At 71.4% G+C, this 16,878-nt stretch carries 19 protein-coding genes; 7 read left to right on the top strand and 12 right to left on the bottom strand.

Features of this window, described 5'->3' with window-relative positions; all coding sequences use genetic code 11:
* Positions 1–80: 80 nt before the first annotated feature.
* The 5 genes from ABTX78_RS32300 to sigE all read right to left on the bottom strand — a co-directional run bounded on the left by ABTX78_RS32300 (position 81) and on the right by sigE (position 5,114).
* Positions 81–782: a hypothetical protein gene (locus tag ABTX78_RS32300; RefSeq protein WP_352210336.1), complete on the bottom strand. Its 702-nt coding sequence runs from the start codon at positions 780–782 to the stop codon at positions 81–83.
* 121 nt (positions 783–903) lie between these two features.
* Complete coding sequence (locus tag ABTX78_RS32295) at positions 904–1,371, bottom strand: sec-independent translocase (protein ID WP_352210335.1); 468 nt, start codon at positions 1,369–1,371, stop codon at positions 904–906.
* Between the two features lie 84 nt (positions 1,372–1,455).
* Positions 1,456–3,300: a S1C family serine protease gene (locus tag ABTX78_RS32290; RefSeq protein ID WP_352210334.1), complete on the bottom strand. Its 1,845-nt coding sequence runs from the start codon at positions 3,298–3,300 to the stop codon at positions 1,456–1,458.
* Positions 3,301–3,393: 93 nt separating this feature from the next.
* The gene (locus ABTX78_RS32285; RefSeq protein WP_352210333.1) at positions 3,394–4,350 is read right to left on the bottom strand and encodes an anti-sigma factor family protein; all 957 of its coding nucleotides are present in this window, start codon (positions 4,348–4,350) and stop codon (positions 3,394–3,396) included.
* Positions 4,347–5,114: an RNA polymerase sigma factor SigE gene (gene sigE, locus ABTX78_RS32280; RefSeq protein ID WP_327680591.1), complete on the bottom strand. Its 768-nt coding sequence runs from the start codon at positions 5,112–5,114 to the stop codon at positions 4,347–4,349. The genes ABTX78_RS32285 and sigE overlap by 4 nt, the downstream gene beginning before the upstream one ends.
* A gap of 129 nt (positions 5,115–5,243) precedes the next feature.
* Between sigE and ABTX78_RS32275 the strand changes: the two genes are divergently transcribed.
* Positions 5,244–5,921 (top strand): O-methyltransferase, encoded by a 678-nt coding sequence (locus tag ABTX78_RS32275; RefSeq protein WP_352210362.1) that lies wholly within the window; start codon positions 5,244–5,246, stop codon positions 5,919–5,921.
* Between the two features lie 238 nt (positions 5,922–6,159).
* Here ABTX78_RS32275 and ABTX78_RS32270 read toward each other — a convergent pair whose 3' ends face one another.
* Positions 6,160–6,327 (bottom strand): DUF3117 domain-containing protein, encoded by a 168-nt coding sequence (locus ABTX78_RS32270; RefSeq protein WP_003966491.1) that lies wholly within the window; start codon positions 6,325–6,327, stop codon positions 6,160–6,162.
* 309 nt (positions 6,328–6,636) lie between these two features.
* On the opposite strand from ABTX78_RS32270, the gene chcB reads away from it, so the two are divergent.
* Positions 6,637–7,437 (top strand): 2-cyclohexenylcarbonyl CoA isomerase, encoded by an 801-nt coding sequence (chcB, locus tag ABTX78_RS32265; RefSeq protein WP_352210332.1) that lies wholly within the window; start codon positions 6,637–6,639, stop codon positions 7,435–7,437.
* 19 nt (positions 7,438–7,456) lie between these two features.
* On the opposite strand, the gene ABTX78_RS32260 is transcribed toward chcB, so the two are convergent.
* Both ABTX78_RS32260 and ABTX78_RS32255 read right to left on the bottom strand, forming a co-directional pair.
* Positions 7,457–8,059, bottom strand: coding sequence for a DNA-3-methyladenine glycosylase I (locus ABTX78_RS32260; protein WP_352210331.1), 603 nt, complete (start codon positions 8,057–8,059; stop codon positions 7,457–7,459).
* Positions 8,056–8,487 carry a DivIVA domain-containing protein gene (locus tag ABTX78_RS32255; protein ID WP_352210330.1) on the bottom strand — a complete coding sequence of 144 codons (432 nt, stop codon included), beginning with the start codon at positions 8,485–8,487 and terminating at the stop codon, positions 8,056–8,058. Before ABTX78_RS32255 ends, ABTX78_RS32260 begins: the two co-directional genes overlap by 4 nt.
* Before the next feature lie 102 nt (positions 8,488–8,589).
* Here ABTX78_RS32255 and folP point away from each other — a divergent pair, with 102 nt between their 5' ends.
* A complete protein-coding gene (folP, locus tag ABTX78_RS32250) occupies positions 8,590–9,450 on the top strand; it encodes a dihydropteroate synthase (RefSeq protein WP_352210329.1) in 861 nt (286 codons plus the stop codon).
* A 66-nt stretch (positions 9,451–9,516) separates the two neighbouring features.
* Here the strand turns inward: folP and ABTX78_RS32245 are convergent, their stop codons facing one another.
* Both ABTX78_RS32245 and dapE read right to left on the bottom strand, forming a co-directional pair.
* Positions 9,517–10,266 (bottom strand): LOG family protein, encoded by a 750-nt coding sequence (locus ABTX78_RS32245; RefSeq protein WP_352210328.1) that lies wholly within the window; start codon positions 10,264–10,266, stop codon positions 9,517–9,519.
* A gap of 79 nt (positions 10,267–10,345) precedes the next feature.
* Positions 10,346–11,425, bottom strand: a complete 1,080-nt coding sequence (gene dapE, locus ABTX78_RS32240) for a succinyl-diaminopimelate desuccinylase (RefSeq protein ID WP_352210327.1) — start codon at positions 11,423–11,425, stop codon at positions 10,346–10,348.
* Positions 11,426–11,463: 38 nt separating this feature from the next.
* On the opposite strand from dapE, the gene ABTX78_RS32235 reads away from it, so the two are divergent.
* Both ABTX78_RS32235 and ABTX78_RS32230 read left to right on the top strand, forming a co-directional pair.
* On the top strand, positions 11,464–12,483 hold the full coding sequence (locus ABTX78_RS32235) for a VldE C-terminal domain-containing protein (RefSeq protein ID WP_352210326.1): 1,020 nt from the start codon (positions 11,464–11,466) through the stop codon (positions 12,481–12,483).
* 309 nt (positions 12,484–12,792) lie between these two features.
* Positions 12,793–13,245 (top strand): ATP-binding protein, encoded by a 453-nt coding sequence (locus ABTX78_RS32230; RefSeq protein WP_352210325.1) that lies wholly within the window; start codon positions 12,793–12,795, stop codon positions 13,243–13,245.
* A gap of 82 nt (positions 13,246–13,327) precedes the next feature.
* Here ABTX78_RS32230 and ABTX78_RS32225 read toward each other — a convergent pair whose 3' ends face one another.
* Together ABTX78_RS32225 and fdxA are read right to left on the bottom strand one after the other, a co-directional pair.
* A complete protein-coding gene (locus ABTX78_RS32225) occupies positions 13,328–14,425 on the bottom strand; it encodes a bifunctional succinyldiaminopimelate transaminase/glutamate-prephenate aminotransferase (RefSeq protein WP_352210324.1) in 1,098 nt (365 codons plus the stop codon).
* Positions 14,426–14,538: 113 nt separating this feature from the next.
* Positions 14,539–14,859: a ferredoxin gene (gene fdxA, locus ABTX78_RS32220; protein WP_018089397.1), complete on the bottom strand. Its 321-nt coding sequence runs from the start codon at positions 14,857–14,859 to the stop codon at positions 14,539–14,541.
* A 114-nt stretch (positions 14,860–14,973) separates the two neighbouring features.
* Here fdxA and ABTX78_RS32215 point away from each other — a divergent pair, with 114 nt between their 5' ends.
* Positions 14,974–15,969 carry a GNAT family N-acetyltransferase gene (locus ABTX78_RS32215; protein ID WP_352210323.1) on the top strand — a complete coding sequence of 332 codons (996 nt, stop codon included), beginning with the start codon at positions 14,974–14,976 and terminating at the stop codon, positions 15,967–15,969.
* 17 nt (positions 15,970–15,986) lie between these two features.
* Positions 15,987–16,811: a transglutaminase family protein gene (locus ABTX78_RS32210; RefSeq protein ID WP_352210322.1), complete on the top strand. Its 825-nt coding sequence runs from the start codon at positions 15,987–15,989 to the stop codon at positions 16,809–16,811.
* The last annotated feature ends 67 nt before the right edge of the window (positions 16,812–16,878 follow it).

Below are 16,878 nucleotides of genomic sequence, written 5' to 3'. Positions count from 1 at the left end.
GCGCCGTGGTCCCGCGTCCGGACGGGCTTGATGACCAAGCCCGTCCGGTGCCGTCAGGACGGGAAGCCCGTCCGGTGCCGTCAGGACGGGATGTACGAGCCCAGGTCCTCGACCGCCGAGAAGGCGAGACCGTAGGCGCTCATCCCGCGCCCGTACGCGCCGATGTGCACCCCCGTCCGGGTGGAACCGGCCAGCACCCAGCCGAACTCCGACTCGCGGTAGTGGAAGGGCGTCGGCTCGCCGTCGACCGGCAGCGAGAGCGTGGACCAGGCCGGTCCGCTCATGTCGTCCGCGAGCTCGAAGGCGGTCTCCGTCTGCTGGTCCAGCCAGTCGTCACGCAGCGAGTGGTCCAGCTGGGCGGGCCAGGTGTGGGCCAGCAGTCCCGAGCCGGCCAGCCAGGCCGCGGAGGAAACCGTGGTGGCGTCCAGGACGCCCGTGCCGTCCCCGCTGCGGCGTACGGGGCTCGCCGCCACGGTGATGACCACCGCGAAGCGTTCCTTCTCCGTACCGGCCGCCTCCGAGCGTATCGACGGCTCGTCGCCGTGCCCCACCGCGCCGTGCTGGACCGTGCCGTCAGCGGCCGCGCCGACCTGCATGAGCCAACGCGGGCCCGTGAAGGCCTCGTCCAGTCCGTACCAGGGGAACGGTGCCTTCAGATAGCCGTCGACCGCGCGCTGGGCCGCGGCACCCGCCTTGCCCTCCGGTGCCGTCGTACGCTGCGCACCGGGAGCGGGGGAATCGCTGACCGTGCTCTGAGCCGCTGGTCGACTTGTCGTCTCCATCTACCCGGCCGCCTCCTCTGTGTCCGAGGTCCGGAGCGGACCCGCCCCCCTCGGGCGTCCTCGCGTCCTGACAGATGGAGAGAATAGCCACCCTGTCCCGGCTCGCAGGGATTGACAGTACTCAGGTGGCGTCTGCGTCGAAGGGCGGCCGCTCGTCCTGATCGACCTTTTCGCGCTTCTTCAGCAGGTCGGGAGTGCCGGAGGAGGCCGCCGTGGAGCCGTCGGCGTGGGAGACCGCGGCCGGCACGGAACGGTCCGTGTCGGAGCCGTTCACCGCGTCCGCGACGTCGTTCATCTCTTTCTTGAGATCGAAGGAGCTGCGGAGCTCCTTGAGCTCCTTCAGATCCTCGTTCTCGTTCAGCTGCTTGCGGATGAACGTTTTGGGGTTGAGGTCCTCGAATTCGAAGTCCTTGAACTCCGGCCCCAGTTCGGTGCGGATGTCCTCCTTGGCGCTCTCGGAGAACTCGCGGATCTTGCGGATGAAGCGGGTGACGTCCTGAATGACCTTGGGCAGCTTGTCGGGTCCGAAGACGAGCACGGCGAGCACGATGATCGTGACCAGCTCCAGTGCGCCTATGTCATTGAACACCCTGCTGCTCCTCGTGTTCTCCGTGGCCCGCAGATCGGATGGGTGCCGGGCCCGAACCACGGTACCCGGCGGAACTTCCGTGCGTCACGCGCCGTCGGCCGAGCCGAGGGTCAGTGTCATCGTCCGTTCCTTCCCGGCGCGGACCACCGTCAGTTCCAGACGGTCGCCCGGGCGGTGGGAACGGATCTTGACGATCAGCTCCTCGCCGCTGTGCACCCGCTGGCCGTCGACCTTGGTGATCACGTCACCGGCCTTGACGCCCGCCTTGGCCGCGGGACCGCCGGCCGAGACGGACCCGGAGCCGTCCTTGCCCTTCTCGCCCACGCGTGCGCCGTCGCCGGTGTACTTCATGTCGAGGCTCACACCGATCACCGGGTGGGTGGCCTTGCCGGTGTTGATCAACTCCTCGGCGACGCGCTTGCCCTGATTGATCGGGATGGCGAAGCCGAGGCCGATCGAACCGGCCTGGCCGCCCTCCGCGCCCGCCGTGTCGGCGGCGCGGATCGCGCTGTTGATACCGATGACGCGGGCCTTGGTGTCCACCAGCGGGCCGCCGGAGTTGCCCGGGTTTATGGGGGCGTCGGTCTGGAGGGCGTCGACGTAGCTGACATCGCTGCCGTCACCCTTCTCCCCGCCCGCGGTGATCGGCCGTTCCTTGGCGCTGATGATGCCGGAGGTGACCGTGTTCTGGAGGTCGAAGGGTGCGCCGATGGCCACGACCGGGTCGCCGACCTGGACACTGTCGGAGTTGCCGAGCGGCAGGGGCTTGAGCCCGGAGACACCCGCGACCTTGACGACGGCGAGGTCGTAGCCGCTGTCCTTGCCGACGAGGGTCGCCTTCGCCGTTTCGCCCCCGCTGAATGTGACGGAGATCTCACCGGCGGCGCCCGCCGGGTCGACGACATGGTTGTTGGTGAGGATGTGGCCCTGCTCGTCCAGGACGAAGCCGGTGCCGGTGCCCTGTTCACCGCCGCCGCTCACATGCAGGGTGACGACACTGGGCAGGGCGCTGGAGGCGATACCGGCCACGCTGTCGGGCGCACGGTCTGCGTTGTCCCGGGGGGCCTGCTGCAACTCGACCTGGGTGATGCCGCCGTTGCGCTCGATGTACGCGCCGATCCCGCCGCCTATGCCGCCCGCGAGCAGCGCCACGACGAGAGCCCCCACCAGCAGCGAACCACGGCGGCTGCGCTTCTTGGCGGGCTCACCGGAGTGGGTGAGCGGGGCAGGGCCGCGGGTGCTCCACGGGTCGTACTGGAGCCACGACGAGGGCTGCTGGAGGGCGCCCTGGGTCTGGGCCGGGTGGTGCGCTCCGTGGACCTGCGGGTGCGGGGGGTGCGGGTGGTGCGCACCCTGCGGATCGGGCTGGGGCTGGGCGTGCGGGTGGTGCGCCTCCGGGGCCTGCGGCTGCGGATCGGGCTGGCTGCGTGGGTGCGGAGGCGCGGGGGGCGGCGTCTGCTGGTGCGCGGGCGGGGCGAAGACACCACCCTCGGCGGCCTGCGCCGGGCTCTGCGGTGCCACGGACTGCGGTGCCACGGACTGCGGAGGTACGGGCGTGCCCTGCGCGGGAGTCGGCACCGGCCGCTGGACGGGCGGGGCGGGCGCCCAGGGCCCCGGCCCGCCGTACGGCGGCGTGCTGTAGACGTCCGGCTCGTGCAGCGGCTGCGGACGCTGCTGCTCGGGCACCGGTCCGGTGACGGGCTCGCCCGGAGCGACGACCGCTGCGGCAACCGGCCCTGCGACGGTCGCGGGCGACTCGGCGGTGAGGGGATCGGCCGCCGTCTGCGACTCCGCCCCCGCTGCCGACCCTGCCCCCGCGACCGGCACCGGCGCGGGCTGCTGCGTCTCGGCTTCGCCTTGAGCAGCACGTCCCGCACTGGGCCGGCTCCACCACTTCGCCTTGGGTCCGGTGGGCTTCCCGTCGTCCATGCTCTCCCCGCAAACTGCCGACCACGGCGGCACCCCTGTGCGGTACCCCTCGGAAGATTCAACCAGGTTTGCGAATCCGCGCGCAGTGCCCTGTCAGCGCCGGGTTGTCAGAGACTGCGCGGGCTGCGTGGGGGCAATGAGGTGCGTGGGAGCCGGGGTTGCGTTCGCCTGGATGGCGGGGACGGACGCGAGCTGGAAGGCCGAGCCCGTCGGGCGTATCAACGACGGTGCTGTGAACAGGGAGTTCACCACGGCCGGGACAGCGAGGGCGGGGTCCGGCGCAGCCGTCGCGGTCCCCGTACCGGGAGCCGAGAGGCCGATGGGACGGTCCTCGGACCTGGCCAGGCCGTTGCCCCCGGCGCGGCGGCGTTCGTACTCCGTACTCCTGACGGAGCCGGGCGCGGACGTCGACGAAGTGCCGCCGCCCGTCGTGCCGGAGCCGGCGGGGGCACGCAGCGGCGTGACGGTGTTCCCGGCGCCGCCTCCCCTGGGGTTCGCCTGGACCGAGGTGTCCAGCGGCAGCGAGCCGCCGAGGGCGATCGCGGCGAAGGAGACCGCGCTCGCCGCCGCGAAGGCGAACCTGCGGCCGCGCCAAGGAGAGCGCTCGGCTTCCTGGCGTCCTACCTCATGGATGCGGAAACCGCTCGACCCTCCGGGGAGGACCGCGGCGTGCGCGCCCCCGGGGACGTATCCGAACGTCTCCGTGCGGGGGTCGCCGGTTCTACCCGCGGACGGACTCAGCGCTCCGAACACGGCTTCCGTCATGCGTCCGCCGCCGAACGGGCCGTCCCTGCCGTCGTCACCGTCGGACGGTCCGGCGGGCAGGCCCTGGAGCCGCGCCAGCAGCCCCTCGGAGGGCGGCGGTGGTGCGGTGTGGGCGAAGACATCCTTCAGCCGGCGCTGGGCGTCGGCTTCGGCCTTGCACTTGGGGCAGGTCGCCAGATGGGCGAGCACACGGTCCCGGGCGTCGTGTTTCAGCTCACCGTCGACAAGCGCGGCGAGCCGGTCCCCCAGGTGCTGCTCGGCAGGGGTCGGGCTTGAGCCACTCACGCCGTTCCGACCTCCCCTGCCAGACCGACCGCCGCCGTCAGCGTCCGCTGTTCGGCACGGGCCTCGGGGGAACGGTGCTGAAGTGCCTTGCGCAGATGCGAGCGTCCGCGGTGGATCCGGCTGCGGACCGTGCCGAGCTTGACGCCCAGGGTCGCGGCGATCTCCTCGTAGGACAGACCTTCGATGTCGCACAGGACCACGGCGGCACGGAATTCGGGCGCGAGGGTGTCCAGCGCCTGCTGGACGTCGGCGTCGAAGTGCGTGTCGTTGAAGACCTGCTGCGGGGACGGCTCACGGCTGGGCAGCCGCTCGGCCGCGTCGTCGCCGAGAGCGTCGAAGCGGATGCGCTGCTTCCTGCGGACCATGTCCAGGAAGAGGTTCGTGGTGATGCGGTGCAGCCAGCCCTCGAAGGTGCCCGGCGTGTACGTCGACAGCGAGCGGAAGACACGGACGAAGACCTCCTGTGTGAGATCCTCGGCGTCGTGCTGGTTGCCCGTGAGGCGGTATGCGAGACGGTAGACGCGACCGCTGTGCGTGCTGACGATCTCCTCCCAGGTGGGAGGCGTCCACGCCTGCGATTCCGCATCCGATGCGAAGGTCGCTGTAGTTGCGGAGTCGGCTGTGCGAGAACGGTCAGCAATGTCGGTCACGGATCTCGGCTCACCCGGTGACCTGAGGAAGCGCTTCAGCACTCCTCTCCGATCCGCAGGTGCAGCCGCACCTCCCCTGTCGGCTCTGGTGGTGTCCAGCGGAGCCCCTACCATAGCCACCTCGCCCGTTAGCTCCGGATAAGAATCTTTACGCGAATTTGGGTGCTGCTTCCGACCCTGGTCCATGTACTCCCCCCGCCTTCATAACGCCCGGTCCCATCAGCGGGTTCCCGGGCGCAACGGATACAGTCAGCGTCGCGCCAACTACGGGGACAGGAGAGGGTCATTACCGCCAACCGGCAGACGAGCTGGGCGTTCGCCGACGCCTTTGTCGCCGAGGACGACGCGCTGCGCTGGGCCCGTGACCGGTCCCGGGAGTCAGGGCTCGCCTCGGTGTCACCAGGCACCGGCGCAGCGCTGCGGCTGCTCGCTGCCACCGCCGACGCGAAGGCGGTCGCGGAGATCGGTACGGGGACGGGGGTCTCCGGGATCTACCTTCTCCAGGGCATGCGGCCCGACGGCGTCCTGACCACGGTCGACCCCGAGCCGGACCGGCAGCAGTTCGCGCGGCAGGCCTTCCGGGCGGCGGGATTCGCGGGCAACCGCGCCCGCTTCATCCCGGGCCGTGCCCTCGACGTCCTCCCCCGCCTCGCGGACGGGGGCTACGACCTCGTGTTCTGTGACGGCGACCGGATGGAGTCGCTGGACTGTCTCGCTGAATCGTTGCGCCTGCTCCGACCTGGAGGTCTTGTGTGCTTCGAAGGCGTCTTCGCGGACGGCCGTACGGTCGACTCGGCGGCCCAGCCGGCGGAGGTGCTGCGCCTGCGCGAGCTCCTGCGCGCGGTCCGGGAGAGTCAGGAGCTGCTCCCGTCCCTGCTGCCGGTGGGCGACGGTCTGCTCTGCGCGGTCCGCCGGGGCTGACCCCGCCCGACCGCGGCCCCGGCCCGGCAGCACCGTCCCGCGACACTCACCCCGGCGATCGCGGATCCGCGTTCGCCGTCCCGGCCGTCCCCTGCCGTCCGCGTCGTCCCCGTCGTCTTCGTCGTCCCCCAGGACCGTCGACGCCCCGACCGGCTCACGCATGTTTCGCGCCGTTTCGGAAACCACACTGCCCCGGCACCAAGCGTGCCGGGGCAGTGAAAAGTGTGGGGCTTCCGCGTCAGCCGACGACCTTCTTCAGGGCGTCGCCGAGAGCATCGGCTTCGTCCGGTGTCAGCTCGACAACAAGCCGACCGCCGCCTTCGAGCGGAACGCGCATGACGATGCCCCGCCCCTCCTTGGTCACCTCGAGCGGGCCGTCGCCCGTCCGCGGCTTCATGGCCGCCATGCTCGTTCCCCTTCCTGAAACCAGCTCATCGGCCGACAACCCAGGTGTCACCGGCATCGAACACAGTGCTTCCAGGTCATTATCCCGCATGGCGGGACCCGATGACCAACATCAGTCGGCATCGCTTAGGCAACGCGCTCACGCAAAACCACTCAATTCGGCGATCCGCCTGCGATACTTCGCCGCCCTCCGCGCCGAAGCCGCTCGAGATTGCCGGAAGATTGTTAGACACAGGTCACATGCCCACCCACCGCGATCTCCGCCATGCTGGCCCTGGACACCACCGCTGAGCCGTAAAGGGGACCTGCCATGGCCGACTCCGTGCTGTACGAGGTGAGCGACGGACTCGCGACGATCACGATCAACCGGCCCGAGGCCATGAACGCGATGAACACCGAGGCGAAAGCCGCTCTGCGGGACTCAGCCGAGGCAGCGGCCGCCGATCCTGCCGTACGGGCGGTTCTGCTGACGGCGACCGGGCGCGCGTTCTGCGTGGGCCAGGACCTCAAGGAGCACATCTCGCTGCTCGCCGAGGACAAGGCCTCGGGCACCGGCCACACCATGAACACGGTGCGGGAGCACTACAACCCCGTCGTGCGTGCGCTGACCGGGATGCCGAAGCCCGTCGTCGCGGGGATCAACGGCGTGGCCGCCGGAGCGGGCCTGGGCTTCGCGCTCGCCGCGGACTACCGGGTCGTCGCCGACACCGCGTCCTTCACGACCTCGTTCGCGGGAGTGGCGCTGACCGCGGACTCCGGCGTCTCCTGGACGCTGCCGCGGCTGATCGGTCAGAGCCGGGCCGCCGACCTGCTGCTCTTCCCGCGGTCCTTCTCCGCCCAGGAGGCGTACGAGCTGGGCATCGCGAACAAGCTCGTCCCGGCCGACCGGCTGGCCGCCGAGGCCGCGGCGGTGGCCCGTGCGCTGGCGGACGGGCCGACCGTCGCGTACGCCGCTATCAAGGAGTCGCTCGCCTACGGCGCCGGGCACACGCTCGACGAGACGCTGGAGAAGGAGGACGAGCTGCAGACGCTGGCGGGCGCGTCGGAGGACCACACCATCGCGGTGCAGGCCTTCGTCGCGAAGGAGAAGCCGAAGTACCTGGGCCGTTAGGCCGGTCGTCAGGTCCTGGTCAGGAGGCCCGGCCGCCCGAGGCGGCGCCTCTGACCACGCAGTCGGCCAGGTGGTCGTCGACCAGGCCGCACGCCTGCATCAGGGCGTAGGCCGTCGTGGGGCCGATGAAACGCAGCCCCTGCTTCTTGAGGGCCTTGGCGAGCGCGGTGGACTCGTCGGTGACGGCAGGGACGTCGGCGACGGTCCGCGGCGCCGGACGGGAAGCCGGGTCGGGTGCGTACGACCAGATGAGCGCGTCCAGCTCGCCGGCCGGACGGCCGGCGAGCACTCGCGCGTTGGCGAGGGTCGCCTCGATCTTGGCGCGGTTGCGGATGATCCCCTCGTCCGCGAGGAGGCGCTCCTTGTCGGCGTCGGTGTACCGCGCGACCGCCGCGATCTCGAAGTCGCCGAAGGCCCGGCGGAAGCTCTCACGCCGGCGCAGGATGGTGATCCAGGACAGCCCGGACTGGAAGGCCTCCAGACACAGCCGCTCGAAGAGGGCGTCGTCGCCGTGGACCGCCCGGCCCCACTCCTCGTCGTGGTACCTGACGTAGTCCTCGGTGGACAGTCCCCAGGGGCAGCGCAGCCGCCCGTCGGGTCCCGCCACCGCCCCGCCAATCACTGCTCGGAGTCCTCGTCGGGCTTGTCGAACCGGTCCTCGGGCTCGGTGAAACGGTCACCGCGCCGGAAGTCGCCGGGCTTGGCGAAAGGGTCACCGGGTCCGGTGAACAGGTCCGCCGTGCCCACCGCGGTCGCCTGCGCACCGGCCAGCGCGGACTCCAGCTCGGCGATACGGGCGTCGCGCTCGGCGAGCTCCGCCCCGAGGCGGCCCAGCACGTCGTCCACGTCCGCCATCCGGTAGCCGCGCATGCCCACCGGCAGCCGCAGCGCCTCCACGTCCGCGCGTCCCACCGGCCGGGACTCGGGAAGAGGGTCGACCAGCTGCTCGGGCGCGGCCTCGGGCAGCGCCGCGCTGTCGCCGCCGCCGACCACGGCGAGCGTGACCGCGGCGACCACCACGACCATCGCGATCAGCAAGAACAAGAACACGGGCGAACCCTCTCCACCGAACGGAATCTGTCCGCTGCTGATCGTGCCACGACCGTCCGACAGTTAGGGTCGCAGGCGGACGAACCGAGGAGGAAACAGCTGATGCTGCGGCTGGGCCAGCGCGAATTCGACCCGCACGAGCCGGTGATCATGGCGATCGTGAACCGTACGCCCGACTCCTTCTACGACCAGGGCGCGACGTTCCACGACGAACCCGCGCTCGCCCGGGTCGAGCAGGCGGTGGCCGAGGGCGCCGCGATCATCGACATCGGCGGGGTGAAGGCCGGGCCCGGCGCCGAGGTCACGGCCGAGGAGGAGACGCGGCGGACGGTCGGCTTCGTGGCCGAGGTACGCAAGCGGTTCCCGGACGTGGTGATCAGCGTCGACACCTGGCGGCACGACGTCGGCCGGGCCGTCTGCGAGGCGGGCGCGGACCTGTTGAACGACGCGTGGGGCGGGGTCGACCCCAAGCTGGCCGAGGTCGCGGCCCGGTACGGCGCGGGCCTGGTGTGCACGCACGCGGGCGGCGCCGAGCCGCGTACCCGCCCGCATCGCATCGCGTACGACGACGTCGTCGCGGACATCCTGCGGGTGACGCTGTCGCTGGCGGAGCGGGCCGTGGAGCTGGGCGTACGGCGCGACGCGATCATGATCGACCCCGGACACGACTTCGGGAAGAACACGCGCCATTCGCTGGAGGCGACGCGACGGCTCGGCGACATGGTGGAGACGGGCTGGCCGGTGCTGGTCTCCCTGTCCAACAAGGACTTCGTCGGGGAGACCCTGGACCGCCCGGTGAAGGAGCGCCTGATCGGGACGCTGGCGACGACCGCCGTGTCGGCGTGGCTGGGGGCGCAGGTGTACCGGGTCCACGAGGTGGCGGAGACCCGCCAGGTGCTGGACATGGTGGCCACGATCGCCGGCCACCGGGCGCCGGCGGTGGCCCGCCGGGGCCTGGCCTAGGGCTGTGACCCCGGGCCTCGGTCGCCGGGCGGGCCGTCCGGCGACCGAGGTACGGGACAGCTGTGCCTAGTGACCCGTCTCCTTCGTCACCAGGGAGACGGCCTCCTCCACGTCGTCCGTCACGTGGAACAGCACCAGGTCCTTCTCCGACGCCTTCCCCTGCGCCACGACCGTGTGGCGGAGCCAGTCCACCAGGCCGCTCCAGTACTCCGTGCCGAAGAGCACGATCGGGAAGCGGGTCACCTTGCCGGTCTGGACGAGGGTCAGCGCTTCGAACAGTTCGTCCAGCGTGCCCAGGCCGCCCGGCAGGACCACGAAGCCCGAGGCGTACTTCACGAACATCGTCTTGCGGACGAAGAAGTAGCGGAAGTTCACGCCGATGTCGACGTGCGGGTTGAGGCCCTGCTCGTAAGGGAGCTCGATACCGAGGCCGACCGAGATGCCCTTGGCCTCGCGCGCGCCGCGGTTCGCCGCCTCCATCGCCCCCGGGCCACCGCCCGTGATCACCGCGAAACCGGCCTCGACCAGCGCCTTCCCGATCCGGATGCCCGCCTCGTACTCGGGCGTGCCGGGCGCCGTGCGGGCGGAGCCGAAGACGCTGATCGCGCTGGGCAGTTCGGCGAGTGCGCCGAAGCCCTCCACGAACTCCGACTGGATGCGCATGACCCGCCAGGGATCGGTGTGCACCCACTGGGAGTCGCCCTCGGTGTCCAGCAGCCGCTGGTCGGTGGTGCCGGGCTGCACCTGGTCCCTGCGGCGCAGCACCGGCCCCAGTCGCTGCTCCTCCAGCGCCTGCAAACCCTCCGGGTTGCCCATGACCTGCTCCCTCCGCCGAACATCGTTGCTTTGGGTCAGGGTAGGTCGGAGAACGTTACGAAACGTGAAATCCCGGCGGTCAGGAAGTGAGCCAGTCACGCAGCCGCTGCTCGCAGTGCACGATCTTGTCCACCTCGACGTGTTCGTCCCGCTTGTGCGCGTAGAGCGGGTCGCCCGGTCCGTAATTGACCGCCGGGACCCCGAGCGCGCTGAAACGGGACACGTCGGTCCATCCGAACTTCGGGCGCGCGCTGCCGCCCACGGCCTCCATGAACGCCGCGGCGGCCGGGTGGGAGAGCCCGGGCAGGGCACCGCCGGTGTGGTCGTCCACCACGAACTCCGCGACGCCGCAGTCGGCGAAGACCTCGCGGACGTGGGCCTCGGCCTCCTCCTCGCTGCGGTCCGGCGCGTACCGGTAGTTGACGACGACCGTGCACGCGTCCGGGATGACGTTGGTGGCGACACCTCCCTCGATGCCCACCGCGTTGAGGCCCTCGTGGTACTCGAGTCCGTCGATCACCGGCCGGCGCGGCTCGTACGCGGCGAGGCGGGCGAGGATCGGCGCCGCCGCGTGGATGGCGTTGGAGCCCATCCAGCTGCGCGCGGAGTGGGCCCGCTCCCCCGCCGTACGCAGGTGGACCCGCAGGGTACCCTGGCAGCCGCCCTCGACCTCGCCGTACGACGGCTCCAGCAGGATGGCGAAGTCACCCCGCAGCCACTCGGGGTGGGCCTCGGCCACATGTCCCAGACCGTTGAGGTGGGCGGCGACCTCTTCGTTGTCGTAGAAGACGAAGGTGAGATCGCGGTTCGGCTCGGGGACGGTCGCGGCCATCCGCAGCTGGAGCGCCACACCCGACTTCATGTCGCTGGTGCCGCAGCCCCAGAGGACGCCGTTGTCGTCGAGCCGTGAGGGCACGTTGTCGGCGATCGGGACCGTGTCGATGTGACCGGCGAGAATGACCCGCTCCGTGTGCCCGAGATCCGTGCGGGCCACCACGTTGTTGCCGTGCCGGTCGACCGTGAGATGCGGGAAGGCACGCAATGCCTGCTCGATGGCGTCCGCGAGGGGCTTCTCCTCGCCGCTGACGGAGCGGAAATCGACCAGTGCGGCGGTCAGCGCCGGGGCATCAAGAGTGAGGTCAAGCACGGTTTCAGGCATGCCTCCGACCCTAGCGCGGGCTCCAGTACGGTGGGCACGTGCCCGAGACCGCCTCCCCCCTCCGGCGCGGCCGCCTCCTGCGTTTCGCGGCCGCGTTCGCCGTGCTGCTGGCACTGGCAGCTTATGTCGCCGTGCAGTACGTGTCGGGCGGCGGCACCCCCCGCTGCACGGTGCGCGCCGCCTCGGGCGCGGACGGCCCGAGCTATGAACTCACCACCGAGCAGGCCGCGAACGCCGCGACCATCTCCGCCGTGGGCACCACCCGCGGTATGCCGGAGCGCGCGGTCACCATCGCGCTCGCGACCGCCCTTCAGGAGTCGGGGCTGCGCAACATCGAGCACGGCGACCGTGACTCGCTCGGCCTGTTCCAGCAGCGTCCGTCCAAGGGGTGGGGCACGACGGCCCAGATCCTCGACCCGGTGTACTCGTCGGGGAAGTTCTACGCGCATCTGGCCGAAGTCCCCGGCTACTCGCGCCTCCCGCTGACCGTCGCCGCGCAGCGCGTGCAGCGCAGCGGTTTTCCGCAGGCCTACGCCAAGCACGAGCCGGACGCCACGCTGCTGGCCGCCGCGCTGACCGGGCGTACGAGCGGCGCACTGACGTGCGACCGGGGGAAGTCCACCGAGGCCGGCGACCCGGCGAAGGTGCGGGCCGAACTGGTGCGCGCGTTCGGGCCCGGCGTCACGCCGAAGTCCCCTGCCGGCGCCGGGGCTCCGGGCGCGGGCGAGGTGTCCGTGCCGGTGGCGTCCACCGTCGCCGCGGACGACGGCGGGGCGTCCCGGCAGGGCTGGGAGCTGGCGCACTGGGCGGTGGCGCGGGCGGACGGTCTGCGGATCGAGGAAGTCTCGTACGGCGGCAAGGTGTGGAGCGCGAAGGAGTCCGGCAAGGGCTGGCATTCCGTCGCGGCGTCCGAGGACTCCGCCGGCGCCGGCCGTGGCGCCGTGGCGACAGGTGGGAACGCGGCGGGTGCGGACACCGCCGGTGCCGCGAGCAATCCGCGCCAGGAATCCGGCGCGGATTCCGGCCCGGGCGAAGTTCGAATTCGCGTCGCACGCTGATACGAGCGCTCCCCCGGAAGGGGAACGTCCGGCTACTCACACCAGGGTGTGACCCGGGCATGTGCACTCCCCCATCACCCTCCCGGGAATTCCCTTGCGAGAACAGCGAAGTGACGGTTCAGCGGCCCCTCGCGCAATGGAATGTTTGCCCGTCTTTATCCGGAACCGATAATGCGACGCATTACCAACTCTTTACCTTGGCGTACCGCAACTTCTCCCTCCCTCCGAACGGTTGTCACTGCGTCCGAGGGCCGGAAGCGGCTCCGGACAGGCACCAACCACACCGTCCTTCTCGTCTCAAGGAGCATCATGTCCCTCCCCCTGACCCGTCGGATCGCCCGTGCCGCGCTGCTCATCGCGGCGGGTGCAGCCCCCGTGGTCGGTGCGGCCGGCTCCGCAAGCGCCGTGGATCTTCCGCAGGCTCCGGTCGGCAGCCTGACCGCTCTTGACGCCGAGGGCGTCACCGGCACCCTCGACGGTGCCGCCCAGAAGTCCACCGAGGTGGCCGGCCAGACCGGCGGCTCGGCCGTGAAGAAGGCCGTCCCGGCCGCGGGCAAGACCGTCGGCAAGACCGGCAAGACGGCGACCCCGGTCGCCCAGAAGGCCGCCGGTGACGCCGCGGGCAGCGCGGGCGACGTCCTCGGTGAGACCGCGGGCGGAGCCACCCAGTCCCTGGGCGGCGGCGGCCTGCCGACCGACGGGCTCGCCGGTGGCGGCCTGCCCACCGACCAGCTGCCGGTGAAGGACCTGCCGCTCGGCTGATCCCGCGGCACGACGCACGGCCGAACGGTGGAGGGGCCCCGGGAGACGAACTCCCGGGGCCCCTCCGCGTGCCGTGCGGGAGTCAGGCGCCCAGACGCTTGACCGCGGCCGCCACGCGCTCGTCCGTGGCCGTGAGCGCCACCCGGACGAACCGCTCGCCGGCCGGCCCGTAGAAGTCGCCGGGCGCGACCAGAATGCCGAGGCCCGCCAGGTGCGCCACGGTGTCCCAGCACGCCTCGTCGCGCGTCGCCCAGAGGTAGAGGCTGGCCTCGCTGTGCTCGATGCGGAAGCCGTGGGCCTCCAGCGCCGCCCGCAGCGCGGTGCGCCGGGCGGCGTAGCGGGCCCGCTGCTCCGAGACGTGCGTGTCGTCGCCGAGGGCGGCGATCGTCGCCGCCTGCACCGGCGCCGGAGTCATCATCCCGCCGTGCTTGCGGATCTGCAGCAGCTCGCCGAGCACCGCGTCGTCGCCGGCGATGAACGCGGCGCGGTATCCCGCCAGGTTCGACCGCTTGGAGAGCGAGTGCACCGCGACGACACCCTCGTAGGTCCCGCCGCAGACGTCCGGGTGCAGCACCGAGACCGGCTCCGCCTCCCAGCCCAGCTCCAGGTAGCACTCGTCGCTGAAGACCAGGATCCCGTGCTCGCGCGCCCAGGCGACGATGCGGACCAGCTCGTCCTTGGCGAGGACCCGCCCGGTCGGATTCGACGGCGAGTTGAGCCAGAGGAGCCGAAGGCCCCGCGGGTCGAGCTCGGTGGGGTCGTCGTACTCGACGGGGGTCGCGCCGCACAGCCGGGCGCCGACCTCGTAGGTCGGGTAGGCCAGCCGGGGGTAGGCGACCTTGTCGCCGGCGCCGAGACCGAGCTGGGTCGGCAGCCAGGCCACCAGCTCCTTGGAGCCGACGACCGGCAGGACGTTGGTGTGCGCGACGTCGACGGCACCGAGCCGGCGCTCCAGCCAGCCGGTGAGCGCGTCCCGCAGCTCGGGCGTGCCCCACACCGTGGGATAGCCCGGCGAGTCGGCGGCCTCCACGAGAGCCTTTTGGATCAGTTCCGGCACGGAGTCGACCGGGGTGCCGACCGAGAGGTCCACGATGCCGTCCGGGTGGGCAGCGGCCGTCGTCTTGTACGGCTCGAGCTTGTCCCAGGGGAAGGTCGGAAGGCGGGAAGAGACTGCGGACACGAAGACTTCTCTTTCTCGTTCGTGGGCGGCGGCCGGGTGGGGACAAACGCCTCGGTCCCGTACGGACGACGACCGTACGGGACCGGGGACGGCGACAGCTGCCGAGCCGGCTGCTACTGGTTCTGCGGCGGCAGGGCGGCGATGAAGGGGTGGTCACGCTCGATCAGACCGAGCTTCGAAGCACCACCGGGCGATCCGAGCTCGTCGAAGAACTCGACGTTCGCCTTGTAGTAGTCCTTCCACTCTTCCGGAGTGTCGTCCTCGTAGAAGATCGCTTCGACGGGGCAGACCGGCTCACAAGCACCGCAGTCGACGCATTCGTCGGGGTGGATGTACAAGGACCGGGAACCCTCGTAGATGCAGTCGACGGGGCACTCCTCGATGCACGCCTTGTCCTTGACGTCGACACAAGGCTGCGCGATGACGTAGGTCACGCTGTCGTTCCTCCTCGGTAGGGCTGGCATTGCGCGGGAGCGCGGCGTCGTCGATGCCCGCCCCTAGTATCTCCGTTCCTGGGCACGATCCGAACAGGAGGGGCTGGCAGAGCTGTGGAAATCACCGGCGGCGGACGCCTCGAAGTCCGTATTACACCCGCTGACGTGGGCAAACGAGTGTCTGTCCGGTGCCTCGCGGAGGCAACCCCGGGTGGCGAGAAGTTCACCGACACGGTTGGTGTTCTCACATCATGGGACGCGGGTGTGCTGCTGATCACACGGCGGACCGGCGAGAGTGTCCGTATCCCGGAATCGTCGCTGGTCGCGGGCAAGGTGGTGCCCGCCGCGCCGGCCCGCCGACGCGGTCCGGCCGCGGACTTCGACGAGCTCGCCCGGGTGACCGCGCGGGCCTGGCAGCCGGTGGAACGCGAACGGCTCGGCGACTGGGAGCTGCGAGCCGCGTCCGGCTTCACCCGGCGCGCCAACTCGGTACTGCCGCTCGGCGACCCCGGTCTGCCGCTCGACGACGCGCTGGACCGGGTCCGTGCCTGGTACGAGGAGCGGGGACTGCCCGCGTACGTCCAGACGGCGACCGGCGCGGCCGGCACGCAGGAGCAGCTGGGCGCCCAGCTGGCGGCGCGCGGCTGGGTCCGCGAGGTGTCGGCGGACCTGCGGATCGGGGCCCTGGCACCGATCGCCGACCTCGACGCGGACGTCGAACGCGTCCGGCTGGCGCGTTCCTTCAACGAGTCCTGGCTCCAGCGCTACCAGCGGACCGGTGTGCCCGGCGGCCATGTGCTGAAGGTCCTGGGCAGCGGCCCGTCCGTGTGGTTCGCCTCCGTGGGCAGCGACGGCACGGTACCGGCGGCGATCGGACGGTGTGTGGTCGATGGACGCTGGGCGGGCTTCATGGCGGTGGAGGTGGATCCCGCCTACCGGCGTCAGGGGCTCGCGACGGCGGTGATGACCTCCCTCGCGCAGCGTGCGCTGGAGGAGGGCGCCTCGGCCGCCTGGCTCCAGGTGGAGCAGGACAACGCGGGGGCGGAAGCACTGTACGAGGGCATGGGATTCACGACCCTGTACCGCTACCACCACTTCCGATCGGCTTAGACGGGTACGACTGGCGTATGCACGACGATCCCTGGCGGCGGCGTTTCACCGACGAGGCCCGCTCGGAGCGGCCCGATCTCGCCCTGCTGTGTCTGCTGATCGGCACGGAGGCGGACCCCGGCCTGGACGAGGCGGGCCTGGACGCGGCCCAGATCGAGCTGGACCGTCTCGCCGGTCTGCTGCCCTACGGCACGAAGAGCCCCCACGCCTGGGCGGCCGCGCTGGCGGCCCTGCTCGGGGGACGCTGCGACTTCCGGGGGTCCCCCGGCGACTACCGGCGACTGGAGTCCTCCCTGCTGCACGAGGTGCTCCGGCGCCGCCGCGGTCTGCCGATCCTGCTGTCGGTGCTGTGGATCGAGGTGGCACGGCGTGCGGGCGCTCCGGTGTACGGGGTCGCTCTGCCCGGCCACTTCGTCGTGGGCTTCGGTGAGCCGGGCGAACAGGTGCTGGCCGACCCGTTCGCCGGCGGACGGCTGCTGACCGGGTCCGACGCCGAGCTGCTGATCGCGGGGGCGACGGGGGCGCCTCTGGACGCCTCCATGCTGACTCCGGCGAGCCCGCTCGACGTGGTGCTGCGCATCCTCAACAACATCCGCGCCTGGGCGGCGGCCCGCCCGGAACAGTCGTCGGTGGCCCTGTGGGCCGTGGAGCTGTCGCTGCTGCTGCCCTCGCACCCCGCACGGCTGCGCTACGACCGGGCCCAGCTGCTCGTGCAGCGCGGCGAGTTCATGACAGGGGCCGCGGAACTGGACGCGTACGCGGACGTGGTCGCGACGGTCGAGCCGGCGACGGCGGAGGCGATCCGGGGACGGGCGCGGGCGGCGCGGGCCCGTCTGAACTGAGGCCCGCTCCCGCGTCCGACGGCCGTTGACCACGCCGCAGTGCGCCCATGTGCGGGTGCGGGACAGC

It is taken from the genome of Streptomyces sp. NPDC096193 (genome assembly GCF_040302905.1).
Lineage (GTDB): Bacteria > Actinomycetota > Actinomycetes > Streptomycetales > Streptomycetaceae > Streptomyces.
This window is presented reverse-complemented; position numbering and strand designations above follow the sequence as displayed.